Origin of the sequence: Stenotrophomonas sp. 17(2023), assembly GCF_030345315.1 — a bacterium.
Lineage (GTDB): Bacteria > Pseudomonadota > Gammaproteobacteria > Xanthomonadales > Xanthomonadaceae > Stenotrophomonas > Stenotrophomonas acidaminiphila.
Genome location: NZ_CP128405.1, coordinates 328,566 through 348,368 on the forward strand (window position 1 = coordinate 328,566; position 19,803 = coordinate 348,368).

Annotated in this window: 12 protein-coding genes; 10 read left to right on the top strand and 2 right to left on the bottom strand. The window is 69.0% G+C overall.

Annotated elements, in window-relative coordinates; all coding sequences use genetic code 11:
• Positions 1 to 7: 7 nt before the first annotated feature.
• Positions 8 to 1,309, bottom strand: coding sequence for an NAD(P)/FAD-dependent oxidoreductase (locus tag QQA12_RS01400; RefSeq protein ID WP_226050576.1), 1,302 nt, complete (start codon positions 1,307 to 1,309; stop codon positions 8 to 10).
• Positions 1,310 to 1,430: 121 nt separating this feature from the next.
• Between QQA12_RS01400 and QQA12_RS01405 the strand changes: the two genes are divergently transcribed.
• Both QQA12_RS01405 and QQA12_RS01410 read left to right on the top strand, forming a co-directional pair.
• The gene (locus tag QQA12_RS01405; protein WP_056931533.1) at positions 1,431 to 2,207 is read left to right on the top strand and encodes an NYN domain-containing protein; all 777 of its coding nucleotides are present in this window, start codon (positions 1,431 to 1,433) and stop codon (positions 2,205 to 2,207) included.
• Between the two features lie 79 nt (positions 2,208 to 2,286).
• Positions 2,287 to 2,907: a glutathione S-transferase gene (locus QQA12_RS01410; protein WP_054661530.1), complete on the top strand. Its 621-nt coding sequence runs from the start codon at positions 2,287 to 2,289 to the stop codon at positions 2,905 to 2,907.
• A 193-nt stretch (positions 2,908 to 3,100) separates the two neighbouring features.
• On the opposite strand, the gene QQA12_RS01415 is transcribed toward QQA12_RS01410, so the two are convergent.
• A complete protein-coding gene (locus QQA12_RS01415; RefSeq protein WP_054661533.1) occupies positions 3,101 to 6,235 on the bottom strand; it encodes a TonB-dependent receptor in 3,135 nt (1,044 codons plus the stop codon).
• Positions 6,236 to 6,991: 756 nt separating this feature from the next.
• Between QQA12_RS01415 and QQA12_RS01420 the strand changes: the two genes are divergently transcribed.
• From QQA12_RS01420 to QQA12_RS01455, 8 genes are all read left to right on the top strand, one after another.
• The gene (locus tag QQA12_RS01420; protein WP_226050575.1) at positions 6,992 to 9,442 is read left to right on the top strand and encodes a GH92 family glycosyl hydrolase; all 2,451 of its coding nucleotides are present in this window, start codon (positions 6,992 to 6,994) and stop codon (positions 9,440 to 9,442) included.
• A gap of 127 nt (positions 9,443 to 9,569) precedes the next feature.
• Positions 9,570 to 10,631, top strand: coding sequence for a LacI family DNA-binding transcriptional regulator (locus QQA12_RS01425; RefSeq protein ID WP_226050574.1), 1,062 nt, complete (start codon positions 9,570 to 9,572; stop codon positions 10,629 to 10,631).
• A 31-nt stretch (positions 10,632 to 10,662) separates the two neighbouring features.
• Entirely contained in the window at positions 10,663 to 11,970 is a 1,308-nt protein-coding gene (fucP, locus tag QQA12_RS01430; RefSeq protein ID WP_226050573.1) for an L-fucose:H+ symporter permease, read from the top strand.
• Between the two features lie 6 nt (positions 11,971 to 11,976).
• Entirely contained in the window at positions 11,977 to 12,972 is a 996-nt protein-coding gene (locus QQA12_RS01435; RefSeq protein WP_226050572.1) for a carbohydrate kinase, read from the top strand.
• On the top strand, positions 12,969 to 14,246 hold the full coding sequence (locus tag QQA12_RS01440; RefSeq protein WP_226050571.1) for an AGE family epimerase/isomerase: 1,278 nt from the start codon (positions 12,969 to 12,971) through the stop codon (positions 14,244 to 14,246). The genes QQA12_RS01435 and QQA12_RS01440 overlap by 4 nt, the downstream gene beginning before the upstream one ends.
• A 68-nt stretch (positions 14,247 to 14,314) precedes the next feature.
• On the top strand, positions 14,315 to 16,999 hold the full coding sequence (locus QQA12_RS01445) for a glycoside hydrolase family 2 protein (protein WP_226050570.1): 2,685 nt from the start codon (positions 14,315 to 14,317) through the stop codon (positions 16,997 to 16,999).
• A complete protein-coding gene (locus QQA12_RS01450) occupies positions 16,999 to 18,435 on the top strand; it encodes a glycoside hydrolase family 47 protein (RefSeq protein ID WP_226050569.1) in 1,437 nt (478 codons plus the stop codon). The genes QQA12_RS01445 and QQA12_RS01450 overlap by 1 nt, the downstream gene beginning before the upstream one ends.
• Before the next feature lie 143 nt (positions 18,436 to 18,578).
• Positions 18,579 to 19,760 carry a serine hydrolase domain-containing protein gene (locus tag QQA12_RS01455; protein ID WP_226050568.1) on the top strand — a complete coding sequence of 394 codons (1,182 nt, stop codon included), beginning with the start codon at positions 18,579 to 18,581 and terminating at the stop codon, positions 19,758 to 19,760.
• Positions 19,761 to 19,803: the final 43 nt, after the last annotated feature.

The following is a 19,803-nucleotide window of genomic DNA, read 5'->3' on the forward strand; positions in this document are numbered from 1 at the left end:
TTGCCGGTCAGTCTGCCGGCGGCCGCGTGGGCGGATCGGCCTCGGCATCGGCGTCGGCGTCGCCGAAGATGATGCGCGCGCCGCGCTGGTAGCTCCAGTACGCCACCGCCCAGTTGAGCAGCACCACCAGCCGGTTGCGGAAGCCGATCAGGAAGAACACGTGCGCTGCCAGCCAGAACCACCAGGCGAGCAGGCCGGACAGCTTGAGCCGGCCCATGTGCACGATGGCGGCCATGCGCCCGATGGTGGCTAGGTTGCCCTGGTCGCGATAGCGGAACGGCGGCGGCGCGGCGCGCTGCTGCAGCCGCGCATGGATGGCGGCGGCAACGTACTTGCCCATCTGCTTCGCGGCCGGGGCCACGCCCGGCACCGGCCGGCCATCGGCCTGGGCCAGCGCGGCCAGGTCGCCGGCGACGAAGATCTCCGGGTGGCCGGGGACGGTGAGATCGGGTTGCACCTGCACCCGGCCGGCGTGGTCCAGCGGTGTGTCCAGCGTCCGCGCCAGCGGCGAAGCGGCGACACCGGCGGCCCAGACCACGGTGCGGGCGGCGATGAAGTCGCCGCCCAGGCGGAAGCCCTGCGCATCGATGGCGGTCACCGGGGTGCCGGTGTGCACCTCCACCCCGAGCCGCTCCAGTTGCCGGCGTGCCTTCAGCGACAGCACTTCCGGAAAGCTGGACAACACCCGCGGCCCGGCCTCGACCAGGCGCACTTTCGCCGACGCCGGATCGATATGGCGGAATTCGTTGCGCAGGGTGTGGCGCGCGATCTCGGCCAGGGTGCCGGCCAGCTCGACGCCGGTGGGGCCGCCGCCGACGATGGCGAAACTCAGCCATGCCGCCTTCCTGGCCGGGTCCGCTTCGGCCTCGGCCTTCTCGAAGGCCAGCAGCAGCCGCCGCCGCAGCGCCAGCGCATCGTCCAGCGTCTTCAGCCCGGGCGCGTCAGCCGCCCATTGGTCGTTGCCGAAATAGGCGTGGGTGGCGCCGCTGGCCACCAGCAGCAGGTCGTAGTCCAGGGTGCCGCCATCACTCAGCCGCACCTGGCGGTGCTGCTTGTCGATCGCCTCCACTTCGCCCAGCCGGACTTCGACGTTGCGCTGGCGGCCGAGGATGTGGCGCAGCGGCGCGGCGATGTCCGGGGCCGACAGGCCGGCGGTCGCCACCTGGTACAGCAGCGGCTGGAACAGGTGGTGGTTGCGGCGGTCGATCAGGGTGATGCGCAGGTTCGCGCCGGCGAGGGCGCGGGTGGCCCAGAGGCCGGCGAAGCCGCCGCCGATGATCAACAGGCGGGGAGGGCGGTCGTGGGGCATGCGGTACTCCGGGGGAAGGCCGTGCAGGGCGTGACAACCGGCCACCATTTTCGCACGGGGTGCGCAGGCGCATGTCGATGATCGATACTGGGACCCAGCCGACCGCCATGGAGAGACCGCCGTGTCCGATTCCGAGAAGCGCATCGCCCTGCTGATCGACGCCGACAACGCGCCCGCGGCGAAGATCGACGAAGTGCTGTCCGAGGTGGCGCGCTTCGGCGTGGCCAACGTGCGCCGCGCCTACGGCAACTGGAAGAGCCCGCGCCTGAAGGGCTGGGAGTCGGTGCTGCACGAGTACGCGATCCGGCCGATCCAGCAGTTCGCCTATTCCAAGGGCAAGAACGCGTCGGACATGGCGATGGTGATCGATGCGATGGACCTGCTCTACGCCCGCAACCTGGATGGCTTTGCCATCGTCTCCAGCGATGCCGACTTCACCCCGCTGGTGATGCGCCTGCTGACCGACGGGGTGAAGGTATACGGCTTCGGCGAGAAGAAGACGCCCGATCCGTTCGTCAACGCCTGCTCGCAGTTCACCTACCTGGAAGTGCTGGGGCAGTCGCACCCGGGCACGCCGGAAGTCGGCCCGGACGTGGGCGAGGAGGCGCGTCCGCGCAAGAGCGGCGCCGAACTGCGTGGCGACACGCGGCTGGTGAAGATGCTGCGCCGCGCGGTGAGCGCGGCCGAGGGCGAGGACGGCTGGGCGCACCTGGGGCCGGTGGGCAGCCAGATCGGCAACCAGGCCTCGTTCGACCCGCGCAACTACGGGTACGGCAAGCTCTCCGACCTGCTCGCCGCGATCGGCCTGTTCGAGCTGAAGAAGGACGGCAAGTCGTCCTACGTGCGCGCGCTGCCGCGCAAGGCCGCGCCCAAGGCCGGCAAGCCGGGCGCGGCGTGACGGCGCACCGCTGCGGACGCCGTCATGACGTGGGCCGGCGTATCGTGCGCGGCTGGCATCGCCCACCACGGGAACCGCAATGTTGAAGATCTGGGGACGTCGCAATTCCAGCAACGTGCGCAAGGTGTTGTGGTGCGCCGAGGAGATCGGCCTGCCCTACGAATCGATCGAGGTCGGCGGCGCGTTCGGCGGTACGCAGACGCCCGAGTACCGGCAGATGAATCCCAACGGGCTGGTGCCGGTGATCGAGGATCATGGCCTGCCGGTTTGGGAGTCCAATGCCATCGTCCGTTACCTGTCGGCGCGCTATGCGCTGGGCACGCTGTATCCGGAAGATCCGGCGTTGCGCGCGCAGAGCGAGAAGTGGATGGACTGGACCATCTCCAGCTTCGCCGTGGCCTTCCGCGACCTGTTCTGGGGCGTGGTGCGCACCGCGCCGGCCGACCGCGACGCGGCGCGCATCGACGCTGCGCTGGTGCGTTGTGGCGAGCTGCTGGCGCTGGCCGACGCCGAGCTGGCGCGGCAGCCGTGGTTGTCCGGGGACGCGTTCGCGATGGGCGACATCCCGCTCGGCGCGTTCGCGTATGCCTGGTTCGAGATGCCGGTCCAGCGCCCGGAGCTGCCGCACCTGGGCGGCTGGTATGCGCGGCTGCAACAGCGCCCGGCGTACCGCAGCGCGGTGATGACGCCGCTGACCTGAGAATTGCCGGAATACCGTAGACGCGCGGCAGGCCCCGCATCCACGCAGGTAGTCCGTAGGTACGTGGCTTGCCCCGCACGGGGCGTTTGCGGTGAAGCCCATGCGGGGCGAGCCGCGCATCTGCAAACGCTACAAACGACGACAGCCGCCTGTACCAGCGCGGCTGTCGTCGTGGGTGTCCGGAAGGCAGGGATCAGAACTTCCAGGTCAGGCCCAGATACAGCTGGCGACCGCTGTAGCCATTGGAGTAGAAGCGGGCCTTGGTGTCATTGCCCAGGTGCGCGCGCTGCTCGGACTTGGTGGCGTTCAGCACGGAGGCGGTCAGCGTCAGATCCTCGCGGATGTTGAAAGCCGTGTTGAGGTCCAACTGATCGTACGGCTCGGTATAGATATTGAAGCCGTTGCTCAGGTCGCCGACCACCTCGCCACGACGGTTGTACGAGGCGCGTGCCAGGAAGCGGGCATTCTCGTAGAACACGGTGAAGTTGGCCTGGTTCCTGGCGCTGCCGACCAGCGGCGAGGCGCCGATGCTCTCGCCGTTGATCTCGACCGAGGCCATGTTGGTGTCGTTGTAGGTGTAGTTGGCCTGGAAGCCCAGGCCGAAGTCGAAGGTGTACTGGCCATACAGCTCCACACCCTGCGACACCGCGTCACGACCATTGGCATCGGTCTTGTAGTTCTGCACCGTGACCATCTGCCCGCCGACGTTCATCTGCATGTCGCGTTCGACGCCGATGGTGAAGTTCTTCACGTCCTTGCGGAACAGGCCGATGCCGGCCACCGCGCCGGGCTTGAAGTACCACTCCAGGCTCAGGTCGTACTGGGTGGCCTCGAACGGATCCAGGCCCTTGTTGCTGCCGGAACCGTACCAGCCGGGATTGACCGCGCCGCCGGCAACGACACGGTCGTTGCTGTATTCCTGGCTGTAGTAGCTCAGACCACCCGGATAGGCGATGCTGGTGTAACGCGGGCGAGCGATGACCTTGGATGCCGCTCCACGCAACACCAGACTCTCGGTGATGTCCCAGGCGATGTTGAAGCTCGGCAGGATGTCGGTATAGGTCTTGTCCAGCGCCGCAAGCTCGTAGGTCTTTTCGCGGGCCATGGCGTCGGGCAGGCGCACGAAGCCGCTTTCGCAGCCATAGCCGGTGTTCGAGCCGAGCAGCGCCGCGGCGGCGGGATCCGTACAGGCCATGGGATTGCCGGCGGCGTTGTCGGCGAAGTAGTCGATGAAGCGCTCGACCGAATCGCTCGATTCCGCATGCTGCCTGGTGCGTGCCACGCGCACGCCGATGTTGCCGCGCAGGCGCTCGGTGCGGAAGTTGGCCTGGAAATAACCGGAGTAGACCTTCTCGCCGACGTTGTAGACGAAATCGTCCTCACGGCGGTTCTGTGCCGGGCCGTAGGTGTTGTTGAGGTAGTCGATATAGGCCGGGTAGTTGATACCCGGGAACAGGTTGGCGTTGAAGCCACCGGCGATGTTGCCCAGTGGTTGCGACAGGAAGAAGCCCGGCTGCGCGATGCCCGCGGTGGAATCACAGCCTGCCTGGTAGCGCTTGCTGTAATCGCCAGGGTCCGCACCCTGGCACACCCAGTAGGTATTGCCGGTGTTGCGGTGCACGTCGGTGTCGTTGTATTTGGCGCCGAACTGTATCGAGTCCAGGACGCCGGCTTCGAACAGCTTGGTGAAATCGGCCTGGAAGTGGTTCTGCTCGATGCTGGTCTGCATCCACGACGAGTCGGTCGAGCCTGTGTCGATCTCGGCGACACCGGACATCAGCTTCTGCTGCAGATCGGGCGAGAAGGTCGCGGTCGGCGTTCCGGTGAGATCCCACGCGCTGTACAGATTGCCGGCTTCCCAACTGTTGCCGACTTTGCGGCGGGGCTTGGCTGACATGCGGAAGCTCATCGACGGGCCGCCCTCGGACCAGGTGCGGCCGCCGGCAAAGCTGGCCTTCCACAGCGGGCTGATATCCCAGTCCACGCTCAGGTCGGCAGTCTGCGACAAGGCCTTCTCGCGGCTGTAGGTGCCGGTCAGCTGCGGGGTGGGGATGGTGCAGTCATCCGGACCCCAGCCACCGCCTGGCAGGCCCGCGGCGGCGGCGGCGTCCTCGCTGCAGATGTAGGTCTTGCCGGCGAGCTTTTCGTACTCGGCGCCAGTGACGATGGTGCCGCTCGGGTCCATGGTGAAACCGTTGAGCAGGCGGCCGCCTTCCCAGTTGCCGTCACCGGCCACGCGCGCCAGGTTCCACTCCGGAATCTTGAGCATGTTCTGGGTGTAGTTGCCCTGCAGCTCGAAGCGGAAGTAGTTCGCGGTCATGGTGACGTTGTCGACCGGCTTGAACTGGAAGGTCAGCTGGCCACCGGTGCGTTCGCGCTTCTCGTCCTTCACCGCGAAGTTGACCGAGGTCGGCATCGAGAAACCGGAGTAGTGGCGGCCGTTCTGGTCATAGATGCCGGAGCGGCCCCAGAACTGCGACACATCCTTCATCGGGTTGCCATGCGCGTCGACAGGCGGGTTGCGGGTGGTGCCTGCCTCGTTCCAGACATAGTCATGGCTGATGTTGCCGTTGGCATCGAGGCGATCACTGTACCACTGCCAGTCCTCGGTGGTGACATCCATGCTGCGGTTGGTGCGGTTCTGCCTGGTGGCACCGACCAGCAACCCGAAGCGCTCGTCCTTGCTGTGCCAGGAGTACAGCGCCGAGGCCTGCGGGTCGACACCGCTGCTGGTGTCCGAAGAGGTGCCTTCGATGCTGGCGAAGCCGGTGTTGGATTCCATGTCCAGCGGGCGACGGGTACGCAGGATCACCGTGCCGCCGATGCCGCCTTCGTCCAGGCGTGCCTCCGGCGTTTTGTACAGCTCGGCGGCCGACAGCATGTTGGACGGCAGAAGGGTGTAGTTGAACGAGCGCGAGGCTTCGTTGTTGGTTTCCGAGCTGGCGACGTAGTTGCCGTTCAGTTGCGTCAGGGTCAGGTCGGCGGCCAGGCCGCGCACGCTGACGTTCTTACCTTCGCCGCCGCTGCGGGTGATGATCACGCCCGGCACGCGCTGCAGCGCGTCGGCCACGTTCTTGTCGGGGAACTTGCCGACGTCCTCGGCGGTGATGACTTCAACCACCGCGTTGGCATCGCGCTTCTGCTGCAGGCTCTTCTCGATGGCGTAGCGGTAACCGGTGACGGTGACCGCATCCAGCGTGGTGGCATCGGGCGTTGGCGTGGCCGCCTGTTGGGCGATGGCGCTGACCGGCAGCACGGCGGTGGCCAGTGCGACGGCGATGGCCCCGGACAGCGAGCTCCGGGCGTGCATGCGTGACTTCTGTTTCATTCCACTCTCTCCCTCTCCTGGATTTGAATTCGCTACGGTTACGAAAGGACTTGAATCGATCTAAGTTCTGAAGCCGGACATCCCCGGGAGTCCGGGGGCGTTTCGTGCATGGATCGAGCGACGGACCCGGTCCGTTTTCCCCTTGTCGCAGGCAATCGCCAGTCGATCTCTATTTGGATCGATCTAAACAAATGACGCGGTTTTTTTAGCACAGCGCCACCCGTGGTGCATGTTGCTGCGCAATAAGTCGCGCTCCGGCCGGGGCCGGCCTGGCACGGCCCCGGCCTTGAAAGCACGGGTGTCCTGCCTGGGAAATCTGCTGCCCATGGCACGGGTGTGGACACGCCGGCGGCCGTGGCGCATCGGAGGCACGCGACCCGGCCGGGCTGTCTGCGGGTGCGCCGATGGTGCGCCGCAGAATGCAGTCCGGCGAATGACCGTGGTTTACTTGAATCGATCTAAATTCAACGCATGTTCCGTTTGGAACGATGGAAGGTCTCGTGATCGCCGGCTGCGGGCAGTCTCCGCAGGCGCCGGGCAGCGGGATCGAAGAGGAGGACGCCATGACCGAATCGAATCGCCCGTTTGTCCCGGCCTGGCCGTCATCCCCGGCGCGCTGGACCGCGCCTCGTCCTGCCGCTTTCTGATCCCGGCCCTCTCTCCCCCATCCCGCATGGGATGGGTCGGGTATCACCGGTCCGGCTTCGGCCGGACCCCCTTTTCCACGCACCGACATCGACCCTGAGGAACCACCGCATGCGCCGATCGCCGTCCCCTGCCGCCCGTCCGGGTTCCGCTGCCGGGCTTGCCTGCCTGCTGGCGCTGGCCTTCGTCCCGTCGTTGCCGGCCGCGCCGCTCGCGCTGGAGCGCGAGGTCAACACCTTCATCGGCAGCAAGGACGACGGCAATACCTTCCCGGGCGCGTCGGCACCGTTCGGCCTGATCCAGGTCAGCCCGATCGGCAGCCATTACGCCGGTTGGCGCTACGACGACGAGAAGATCCGCGGGTTCGGCCATTCGTTCCTCTCCGGCGCCGGTTGCTGGGAGCAGGGCGGGCAGGTATCGGTGCTGCCGGTGACCGGCCGCATCGGCCCGGGAGGGGATTTCGACACCGCCGACGCCAAGGCGTTCGACCACACGCGCTACGCCTCGGCCTACAGCCATGACGGCGAGGTGGGGCAGGCCGGTTACTACCGGGTGCGGCTGACCGGCTACGGCGGCATCGACGTGGAGGCCACCGCGCGCACCCGTGCCGCGAGCGAACGCTATACCTTCACCACCGGCGCCGAGGGCCACGTACTGGTCAACGTGGGCCAGGCCAACGAACGGCATTCGGTGATCGGCAGCGTCATCGACGTGGTCGGCGACCGCGCCGTGGAAGGCAAGCTGGTGACCCGGAGTTTCTGCGGCGGGCACCAGTACACCACCTGGTTCCGCATCGAGTTCGACCGCCCGTTCAAGGCGCACGGCACCTGGGGCGAACAGGGCGGCCTGCCCGGCGCGCGCCACAGCATGGAGGGCGAGCTCAAACCCAATGGTGCGTGGCTGAGCTTCGACCTGGCCGACGGCCGTGCCGTTACCGCGACCAGCGCGATCTCCCACGTCGATGCCGAGGGCGCGCGCACCAACCTGCGCGCCGATGGCATGCAGGACGGTCGCCTGCTCGGCTTCGACCGCATGCGCGCGTTGTCGCAGCAGGGCTGGCGTGAACAACTGGACGCGGTGCGCGTGCAGGGCGGCAGCCGCGATGACCGCACGGTGCTCTACACCGCGCTGTACCACGCGCTGCTGCAGCCGATGACCGGCAGCGACGCCGATGGCCGCTACCGCGGCTACGACGACGCGATCCACCGTGCCGACGGCTGGACCTACTACGAGTACTTCTCGCTGTGGGATACCTACCGCGCGCAGAACCAGTGGCTGGCGATGACCCGGCCCGAGGTCGCGCGCGACATCGGCCGCAGCCTGCTGGCGATCGACGCGCAGGGCGGCTGGTTGCCGCGCTGGGGTTACGCCAGCTTCGAGACCAACATCATGACCGGCGACCCGGTCACGCCGTTCATGGTGGACCTGTGGCGCTTCGGCGCGCTGGCGGGCCGCGAGGCCGAAGCCTGGGCCGCGCTGCGCCGCAATGCGTTCGGCATGCCGCCACTGAACTCACGCGCGGCCGGCCGCTCCGGCAACGCCAGCTACCTGCGCGACGGCTATGTCGCCTATGACCGCGCGTTCCCGTCCAAGGGCATGGACGTGGACCCGCACCACGGCGGTTCGGCCACGCTGGAATACGCCCTGGCCGACTGCGCGCTGTCGCAGATGGCCGACGGCCTGGGCCATGCCGACGACGCGGCGGCGCTGCGCGAGCGCGGCCGCAACTGGCACAAGGTGTGGGACCCGCAGGTGCGCGACGCCGAGACCGGCTTCAGCGGCTTCCCGCGTCCGCGCGACGAGAACGGTGCGTGGTACACGCCGGCCGATGGCCACTACAGCCCGCGTTCGCAGCATGGCTTCCACGAAGGCACCGCCTGGCAATACCAGTGGCTGGTGCAGCAGGACGTGCCGGGACTGGTGGCGGCGATGCATGGCCGCGAGCAGGCCGGGCGCCGCCTGGATGCGTTCTTCGCCTACGACGCGCTGGTGCAGGCGCCGCTGACCGCCGCGCGCAAGGAATGGGTGGTCGGCCCGTACAGCTACTACAACCAGTACCGCTACAACCCGAACAACGAGCCGGACCTGCATTCGCCGTGGATGTACACGCTGATCGGCCAGCCGTGGAAGACCGCCACCGTGGTGCGCGCCGCGCAGCAGCTGTTCACCAACGCCCCCAACGGCGTCACCGGCAACGACGACCTGGGCACGATGTCGGCGTGGTACCTGTTCAGCGCGCTGGGCCTGTACCCGGCGGTGCCGGGCAGCGGCCAGTTCCTGCTGCACGCGCCGCGTTTTTCCAGCGCCGAGATCGCGCTGGGCAACGGCCGCACCCTGCGTCTGCAGGCACCGGGTGCCGACGGACGCCGGCTGCAGTACATCCAGGGCGTGCAGGTCGACGGCGCGCCGCAGCATGCGGTGTGGCTGGACTGGGCGCGGCTGCGCGCGGGCGGCACGATCCGCTACGCGCTGGCCACGCAGGCGCCCGAGCAGGGCTGGGGCACGGACGTGGCGGACCTGCCGGTGTCCTGGTGCGCCACCCCGGGCAGCGCGATGCAATGAACGGGCGCCTTGCGGACGATGCAGCGACGGCCCGGGCGATGCGCCGCGCCACGGGGACTGATCCCGGTTCCCACTTCGTCATTCGCCGCTTTTAAGCTGTGACGTTCATGCCCACCTGCGAGCGACGATGAGCAACGACACCTCCACCGCCGGAAAATCCACGCGCCGGACCGGCAAGCGCGCGGTCACCGTGACCGATATCGCCCAGGCCGTGGGCGTGTCGCGCGCGACCGTGTCGCTGGTGCTGCGCGGCAGCCCGCTGGTCAACGTCGATACCCGCGCCCGGGTCGAGGCCGAGCTGCGCCGCCAGCGCTACGTGTACAACCGCACCGCCGCCAACCTGCGGCGACGCACCTCGTCGTCGATCGCGCTGGTGATCAACGACCTGTCCAACCCGTTCTTCGCCGAGTTCGCATCCGGCGTGGACGAGGCGCTGGGCGGCAAGGGCTACGTGACCCTGCTCGGCAGCACCGGCGAGTCGCCGGAGCGGCAGCAGGCGGTGCTGAGCACGCTGATGGAGCACACCCCGACCGGCTTCATCCTGTCGCCGGCCGAAGGCAGCGACGCCGCGCAGCTGCGCCAGGTGCTCGGCACGCACGCCAACGTGCTGCTGTTCAACCGCGAACTGCCCGGCGCCGACTGGGACTTCCTGACCATGGATAACCAGCAGGGCGCCTACCTGGCCACCCGCCACCTGATCGAACGCGGCCATCGCGACATCGCCTTCTTCGGCGGCCACGCCGCATCCAGCTCGTGCCACCAGCGCCGCGCCGGTTACCAGCAGGCGCTGGCTGAAGCGGGCCTGCAGGCGCGCCCGCAGTGGATGATCGAGTCGGCGCCCAACCGCCTGGAGGCGGCCGCGCGCACTGGCGAACTGTTCGCCGACGCCCAGCGTCCCAGCGCCGCGGTCTGCTACAACGACACCGTCGCGCTGGGCCTGATGCTGGGCCTGACTTCGCGTGGCATCCGCCCCGGCGGCGATTTCGCCGTTACCGGCTTCGATGACATTTCCGAGGCCGCGGTGGCGGTGCCGCCACTGACCACGCTGATCGCCGACCCGCGCGAGCGCGGACGCCAGGCCGCCGCGCTGCTGCTGCAGCGGCTGGACGATCCCGACGCGCCGCCGATGCGCACGGTCGCGCCGGTGCAGCTGCGCATCCGCGAAAGCAGCGCCGCGCGCCCCACCTGATTCCTTCCGACACCGCACCCCGAGGCGCGCCATGCCGATCCCGTCCACGCCCCTGTCAACGCCCGCGACCTCCAGCACGGTGGTCACGCCCCGGGTCGCGCTGGCGGTAGCCACCACGCTGTTCTTCATGTGGGGCTTCCTGACCAGCCTCAACGACGTGCTGATCCCGCACCTGAAGGCGGTGTTCGAGCTGAACTACACGCGGGCGATGCTGGTGCAGTTCGCCTTCTACGGCGCGTACTTCCTGATGTCGCTGCCGGCCGGCCGGCTGGTCGCGCACCTGGGTTACAAGAAGGGCATCATCACCGGGCTGCTGATCGCCGCCGTCGGCGCGCTGGGCTTCTGGCCGTCGGCGGCGCTGCGTACCTATGAGGCATTCCTGGCCTCACTGTTCGTGCTGGCCACCGGCATCACCGTGCTGCAGGTCGCGGCCAACCCGTACGTGGCACTGCTGGGACCGGAACAGACCGCGTCCAGCCGGCTGACCCTGGCGCAGGCGCTGAACTCGCTGGGTACCACCCTGGCACCCTTGTTCGGCGGGTTCCTGATCCTCAGCACCACGGTCATGAGCGGCGAGCAGATCCAGGCGCTGCCGGTGGCCGAGCAGGTCGCCTACCGCGCGGCCGAAGCGCAGTCGGTGCAGGGGCCGTACCTGGGCCTGGCGATCGCACTGGCGTTGCTGGCGGTGTTCGTGTGCCTGTTCCGCCTGCCGAGCCTGGCCGAGGCCACCGAAAAGGCCGACAGCGCCCAGCACACCCTGCTCGACGCACTGAAGCACCCGCACGTGCTGTTCGGGGTGCTGGCGATCTTCTTCTATGTCGGCGCCGAGGTGTCCATCAGCAGCCTGATGGTGAATTACCTGGCGCTGCCGGAAACCGGCGGCATGAGCGAACAGCGCGCCACGCAGTACGTGTCCGCGTACTGGGGCTGCGCGATGGTCGGGCGCTTCGCCGGCTCCTGGCTGCTGGCGCAGTATCCGCCGCGGCGCCTGCTGGCCGGCTTCGCCCTGGCCAACGTGGTGCTGCTGGGGGTGATCCTGGCCGCCAGCGGCGAGGTCGCGGTATACGGCATCGTCGCCACCGGGCTGTTCAACTCGATCATGTTCCCGACCATCTTCTCGCTGGCCATCGAGCGCCTGGGCCCGCTGACCAACAAGGCCTCGAGCCTGCTGATCATGGCCATCGTCGGCGGCGCGGTGATCCCGCTGCTGCAGGGCATGCTGGCCGACCGCATCGGCCTGCACCTGAGCTTCGTGCTGCCGGTGGCGTGCTACCTCTACATCATTTTCTACGGCCTGGTCGGTTCGCGACCGCAGGCCGCCAGCGGCCAGGGAGGCTGAGGCCAGATGGGCAAGATCGTTTGTTTCGGTGAAATTTTGATCGATCTACTGGCGCAGCCGCCGGCCACGCCGGAAACGCCGCGCGCGTTCCTGCAATACGCCGGCGGGGCGCCGGCCAACGTCGCGGTGGCGGCGGCGCGGCTGGGCGCACGCAGCTATTTCGCCGGCATGCTCGGGCGCGACATGTTCGGCGACTTCCTTGCCGAGAGCCTGGCCGAGGCCGGCGTGCTCACCGACTGCATCGTGCGCACCGATGCGGCCAAGACCGCGCTGGCCTTCGTCGCGCTGGATGCGGACGGCGAACGCAGTTTCAGTTTCTACCGGCCACCGGCCGCGGACCTGCTGTTCCGCGCCGGGCATTTCCATCCGGCCTGCTTCGACGGCACCGGCTGCTTCCACGTCTGTTCCAACAGCCTGACCGAAGCGGACATCGCCGCGGCCACCTTCGCCGGCATGGACCGCGCGCGGGCCGCGGGCGCGGTGGTCAGCCTCGACCTCAACCTGCGTCCGGCGCTGTGGCCGGCCGACGTCGATCCGACCCCGTGGCTGTGGCAGGCGCTGGAGCGCGCGGACCTGGTCAAGCTCTCGCGCGAGGAACTGGACTACCTGGCGGCCCCGTTCGGCGAGGACGGCGAGGCGCGTGTGCTGCGCCGGCTGCTCGGCGCGCAGGCGCGTTGGGTGATCGTCACCGACGGCGCCGCGCCGCTGCGCTGGTTGACCCGCGAGGCCCAGGGCCAGGTGTCCAGCTTCCGCGTGCCCGTCGTGGACACCACCGCGGCCGGCGACGCCTTCGTCGGCGGCGTGCTGTACGGCCTGGCCGAGCGCGGCGGCACCGGCGGCGCGTTCGACGCGTTCTGCCGCGACCACGACGCGATCACCGCCACCCTGCGTTTCGCCGCCGCGGTCGGCGCGCTGGCGGTCACCCGCAAGGGCGCCTTCGCCGCCATGCCCGAACTCGAAGAAGTGCAGCAGCTGCTGCAGCAACAGGACGCCATCGCATGAATACTCCCGCCCCCGATTTCCGCTCCCCGGCCTTCCTGCGCGCGCACATCGCCGACACCATGGCCTTCTACCACCCGCGCTGCATCGATCCGGCGGGCGGCTTCTTCCATTACTTCAAGGACGACGGCACGGTCTACGACGCCAGCCACCGCCACCTGGTGAGCAGCACCCGCTTCGTCTTCAACTATGCCATGGCCTACCGCGAGTTCGGCAATCCCGACTACCTGGCCGCGGTCGAGCACGGCGTGCGCTATCTGCGCGAGGTCCACCGCAACCCGGCCACCGGCGGCTACGCCTGGACCCTGCGCGATGGCACGGTCGAGGACGACATGAACCACTGCTACGGCGTGGCCTTCGTGCTGCTGGCCTACAGCTGCGCGCTCAAGGCCGGCATCGAGCAGGGCCGGGCGTGGATGGACGAGACCTGGCAGCTGCTGGAAACGCACTTCTGGGAGCCGCGCCACGGCCTGTACCGCGACGAGGCCGACGCGCACTGGAACTTCACCGGCTACCGTGGCCAGAACGCCAACATGCACATGTGCGAGGCGATGCTGGCCGCGTTCGAGGCCAGCGGCGAGCGCCGCTACCTGGAACGCGCGCTGCAGCTGGCCGATGCCATGACCCGCCGCCAGGCGGCCAAGGCCGGCGGACTGGTGTGGGAGCACTACGACGTCGACTGGAACGTCGACTGGACCTACCACCTCGACAACCCCAGGCACCTGTTCCGGCCGTGGGGCTTCCAGCCCGGGCACCAGACCGAGTGGGCCAAGCTGCTGCTGATCCTGGACCGGCACGTCGACGCCGACTGGCTGCTGCCGACCGCACGCCATCTGTTCGACAGCGCCGTCACCCGTTCGTGGGACGCCACGAGTGGCGGCCTGTACTACGGCTTCGCACCGGCAGGGCTGCAGCAGGCGCTGAACGAAGCGAAAGCACCGAGCAGTCCGGCCCTGGATGGCCGGGCTTTTGCGGAGGAAACCGCGGATATCTGCGACGACGACAAGTACTTCTGGGTGCAGGCCGAATCGCTGGCGGCCGCGGCGCTGCTGGCCGGGCGCACCGGCGACGATGCCTACTGGCAGTGGTACGAGCGGCTGTGGGCATACGCCTGGCAGCACATGGTCGATCACCACTACGGCGCCTGGTTCCGCATTCTCGATGCCGACAACCGCAAGTACGACGACGAGAAGAGCCCGGCAGGCAAAACCGATTACCACACCATGGGCGCCTGCCACGAAGTGCTGAACGTGGTGCGGGCAGGTCAGCCGGGCTGAGGCCCGGCGACAGCGGCGACGACAGCGGGAGAGCAATCATGCGGCAGGCGATAGCCTATTTTGGATCGATGCAAATCCGTGTGGCGGGCCACTGTCGCGCGTTGCTGCTGTATGCGCTGTGCGCGCTCGCCGGCACTGCCGCGGCGGCGCCGCTGCAGGCGCAGTGGAGCTTCCGGCTGCTGCCGGGTGATCCGCAGCTGCAGGCGCACCCCGGCCTCGACGCCTGGCGCCCGGCACGGGTGCCGGGCAGCGTGCATGACGACCTGTACGCCGCCGGCGTGATCGGCGACCCCTACGTCGGTGCGGCCGAGGCCGGCCTGCAATGGATCGGGCTGGCCGCCTGGGAGTACCGGGCGCGCTTCGACGTGGATGCGGCCACGCTGTCGCGCCGCCATGCCGAACTGCGTTTCGACGGCCTGGACACGTTTGCCGAGGTCAGCCTCAACGGCCAGCCGTTGCTGAAGGCCGACAACGCGCACCGCACCTGGCGCGCGCGCGTCGACGGCCGCCTGCGTGCGGACGGCAACGAGCTGCGGGTCGTGTTCCGCTCGCCGATCCGCACCCTGTTGCCGCAGGTGCAGGCGATGCCGCACAGGATCGCCGGAAACTACCCTTCGCCCTACGGCGACGAGCCGGCCGACGCGATGGTCGGCAATTTCGTGCGCAAGCCGGCCTACCACTTCGGCTGGGACTGGGGCCCGCGCTACGTCACCGCCGGTGTCTGGCGCCAGGTGCACCTGGATGGCTGGGACCTGCAGCGCATCACCGACCTGGCCGTGCGCATCGACGCGCTGGACGCGCAGCGCGCACGCCTGGGCGTGCTGCTGCAGGTGCAGCGCGGGGAAACCGCAGGCATGGCCGCGGTCGCGGTCGACGTGCTCGATCCGGAAGGGCGCAGGGTTGCCCGGCTCGAACGCGATGTGCGCCTGCAGCCGGGCGACAATGCGCTGCAGCTGCCGCTGGAGATCGCGCAGCCGCGGCGCTGGTGGCCGGTGGGCCATGGCGCGCAGGACCGCTACACCGTGCGGGCGCGCCTGGATGGCGGCGGCGATCCGGCGCGCGAGACGACGCTGCGCACCGGCCTGCGCACGGTGGAGCTGCGCCGCGAGCAGGACGCCGATGGCGGCCAGGGCTTCGCCTTCGTCATCAACGGCGTACCGGTGTTCGCCAAGGGCGCCAACGTCATCCCGTTCGAATCGTTCCCGGCGCGGGTGACGCGCGAACGCCTGCGCCGCGACCTGCAGGCCGCGCGCGATGCCAACATGAACATGCTGCGCAACTGGGGCGGCGGCTATTACGAGAGCGACGACTTCTTCGACATCGCCGACGAACTGGGCCTGCTGGTGTGGCAGGACTTCATGTTCGGCGGCGGCATGCAGCCCGGCTACGACCCGGCGTTCCGCGCCAGCGTGGTGGCCGAGGCCCGCGACAACATCCGCCGCCTGCGCCACCACCCCAGCATCGTGCTGTGGTGCGGCAACAACGAGGAGGAAACCGCGTGGAAGGACTGGGGACATGGCAGGCAGTTGAAGGACGCCGACCCCGCGTTCGCCGCCCGGGTGTGGCAGGGCTACGTGGACCTGTTCGGAACCGACCTGCGCGCGGTGGTGGCCGAGGAAGGCCTGGGCGTACCGTACTGGTCCAGCTCGCCGAGCAACGACCTCGACGCCCAGGCCAATGACTCCACCCGCGGCGACAAGCACTACTGGCAGGTGTGGGGCAATCCGGCGCTGCCGGTCACCGCCTACCTGGACGAGACCCCGCGCTTCATGTCCGAGTACGGCCTCCAGGCGTGGCCGCAGTTGTCCACGGTGGATGCGTTCGCCACGCGCGACGAGCAGCGCATCGACGGGCCGGTGATCCGCGCCCACCAGAAATTCATGGCCGGCAACGGCAACGCGCGCCTGCTGCACTACATCGAGCGCGAGTACGGCACGCCGGCCACGTTCGCCGATTTCGTCTACCTGAGCCAGGTGATGCAGGCCGAGGGCATCGCACTGGCCGCGCTGCACCACCGCGCCTCGCGCCCCTACACGATGGGTTCGCTGTACTGGCAGCTCAACGACGTGTGGCCGGGCGCATCGTGGTCGAGCCTGGACTACTACGGCCACTGGAAGGCGCTGCACTACCACGCGCGGCGCTTCTTCGCCGACGTCGCGGTGGCGGCGCTGCGCGACGACGACGGGGTCACCCGCTTCAGCCTGCTCAACGATGGCGCACGACCACTCACCGCGCAGTGGCGGGTGCGGGTCATGGACGTGGACGGCCACGAATTCGCCCGTCAGCAGGAAACCATCACCCTGGCGCCGATGGCCGCGACCGCCGTGGCACGGCTGGTCGATGCCGACCTGCTCAAGGGTCACGACCCGGCGCGCAGCGTGGCGGTGTTCGAACTGCTGCGCGACGGCCAGGTGGTCGCGCGCCGGCTGGTGCATTTCGTGCCGGCCCGGGAACAGGCGCTCGGCGCCGGCCAGCTGCATGCCGAACTGCGCGCCGAGGGCGACGACTACCGCCTGCGGCTGCACGCCGACGGCCTTGTGCGCGCGGTGTGGGTCGATTTCGGCGACACCGGCGCCCGCGTGGAGGACAACGCCTTCGACCTGCTGCCGGGCGAAACCCGCGAGCTGCGCGTGGACGCCAACGCCCGTCTCGATGCGCTGCGTGCCGCGCTGCGCATGCGCACCCTGGGCGACACCCTGCACCCCGCTTCCGCTCCCCCGCACGACCCCGCTTCCACCCCGAGGACCCGATGATGAACCGAGCCCTGCGCAATGCCCCCCTGGCCGCGGCCCTGCTGCTGGCGCTGTCCGCCTGCACGCCGTCGCCGCCCGCTTCCACCGCCGCACCCGGCGACGCCGCCCCTGCCGCAGGCCCGGCCGCGGCCGCCGATGTGCCGGCGGTCGACGACGCCGAGGCCGCGCGCATGGCCGAGCAGGTGCGCGAGGCCACCCGCCATGCATGGCAGGGCTACATGCAGTACGCCAGGGGCCACGATGACCTGAAGCCGATCAGTGGCCAGCCGCGCGACTGGTACCCGGTGCCGCTGCTGATGTCGCCGGTCGACGCGCTGGACACGCTGTTGCTGCTCGGCCTGGACAAGGAGGCCAACGAAGCGCGCGAGCTGATCGTCGGCCAGCTCTCGTTCGACCAGGACATCGAAGTGCAGAACTTCGAAGTCACCATCCGCCTGCTTGGTGGCCTGCTGTCGGCCTACCAGATGACCGACGACCCGCGCCTGCTCGCGCTGGCCGACGACCTTGGCACGCGCCTGTCGCCGGTCTTCGACAGCCCCACCGGCCTGCCGTATACCCATGTCAACCTGCGCACCGGCAAGACCCGCGGCACGATCAGCAACCCGGCCGAGACCGGCACCCTGCTGCTGGAGTTCGGCACCCTGGCCAGGCTCACCGGCAAGCAGGCGTACTACGACAAGGCCAAGCGCGCGCTGGTGGAGACCTACAAGCGCCGTTCGAAGATCGGCCTGGTCGGCCTGAACATCAACGTCGAGACCGGCGAGTGGACCAACAAGGATGCCTCCATCGCCGGTGGCATCGATTCGTACTACGAGTACCTGCTCAAGTGCTGGAAGCTGTTCGGCGACGAGGACTGCCGGCGCATGTGGGAGGACAGCATCGGCCCGCTCAACCAGTACCTGGCCGACGACGTGCGCGGAGGCGAGCTGTGGTACGGCCATGCCGACATGGACAGCGGTGCGCGCACGTCCACCACCTATGGCGCGCTGGATGCGTTCATGCCCGGGCTGCTGGCGCTGGGTGGCAACCTGGAGCGCGCCAGGCGCCTGCAGGAGTCCAACCTGAAGATGTGGCGGCTGCATGGCATCGAGCCGGAATCGCTGGACTACGCGGCGATGCAGGTGCGCTCGCCCGGGTATGCGCTGCGCCCGGAAATCGTCGAATCGGCCTACTACCTGCACCATTACACCGGCGATGCGCGCTACCGTGGCATGGGCAAGGAGTTCTTCGACGACTTCGTGAAATACACCCGCACCGAACACGGCTTCTCGGCGCTGAAGGACGTGCGCAGCAAGGAGAAGGACGACTCGATGGAGAGCTTCCTGTTCGCCGAGACCTTCAAGTACTACTACCTGCTGTTCGCGCCGGCCACCGCGCTGGACTTCGACGGCGTGGTGTTCAACACCGAAGCGCATCCGCTGCGCCGCACCTGGTGAACGCGCCGGCCCCTCTCCCGTCGCGGGGGAGGGGCCGGGTGCGGTCGCGTCGATTTAAACCCTGCGGCACCTGCCCGGCATCCAACCTCCAGTCGCGCGCCCGTGGGCGCGCATCCGCGCTACCCGACCCTGGAGAACATTCGATGCCGACCCCGATCCGCCGGCTGTTGCTGCTGGCGTTGCTTGCCCTGCTGGCCGGTGCGCCGGCCACCGCCGCTTCCCTGGCCGATGCCAATGCCGCCGCCCGCGACTTCGTCCGTGCGACGATGAAGGCGCGGGGCATACCGGGCCTGCAGGTCGCGGTGGTCCGCGATGGTCGCGTGGTGCTTTCGGAAAGCCACGGCCTGGCCAATGTCGAGAACCGCGTGCCAGTCGAACCGACGACCCTGTTCCCGATCAACTCCGCGACCAAGGCCTTCACCGGCGTGGCGGTGATGCAGCTGGTGCAGGCCGGGCGCGTCGACCTGGAGGCGCCGATCTCGACCTACCTGGCGGACCTGCCGCCGGCATGGCGTGCCATCCGCGTGCGCCAGCTGCTCGCGCATACCTCCGGTCTTCCGGACATCGTCGATGCGCAGGGGCTGGTCGGCGCGGGCCCGGAACCAGCCGCATGGCAGGCGGTGGCGGCGATGCCGCTGCAGGCCGCGGCGGGCGAGCGCTTCGCCTACAACCAGACCAACTACGGGCTGCTGGCGCGGATCGTCGAAGCGCAGGGCGCGATGCCATACGCGGCGTTCGTCGCCGAACACCAGTTCGCGCCGCTGCGGATGCGCCGTTCGCGCTTCGGCGACAGCTACGACCTGGTCGCTGGCGCGGCTACCGTGTACAGCTTCCTGCCGCGCCGGAGCGATGCGCCGGGCATGCCCGCGCGGCTGTCGCACTGGTTCTATGACGTGCCGCACGGGCTGTGGGCGGGCGGCGGGATCCAGACCACCGCCGACGAACTGGCGCAGTGGCTGGTCGCGCTGATGCAGGGCCGGCTGCTCGATGCGGACGTACGCGAACGTATGTGGGTGCCGGAGCGATTGAACGATGGCAGCGTGGGCGAATGGGCCGCTGGCTGGCCCGTGGCCGGCACCGCCCCGCATCGCGAAGTGACCAGCATGGGTGGCGCCCGCGCGGCCTTCCGCATCTATCCCGACGACGGCCTGGCGGTGGTCGTGCTGACCAACCTGGTCGGTGCCGACCCGCAGGACTTCATTGCCGGGATCGCCGGGTTCTATCGCCCGGCGCCGGCCGGTGGGCCCGGACTGAACGGCGATGACCCGCGCGTCGCCATCCGGTGCGCGGCATCGGCCTGCCATGCGCCAGCGGTGAGGAAGTGAGAGAGTCCCGGGCCAGGCGCTAGACTGCAGCTGCCTAGAGGAA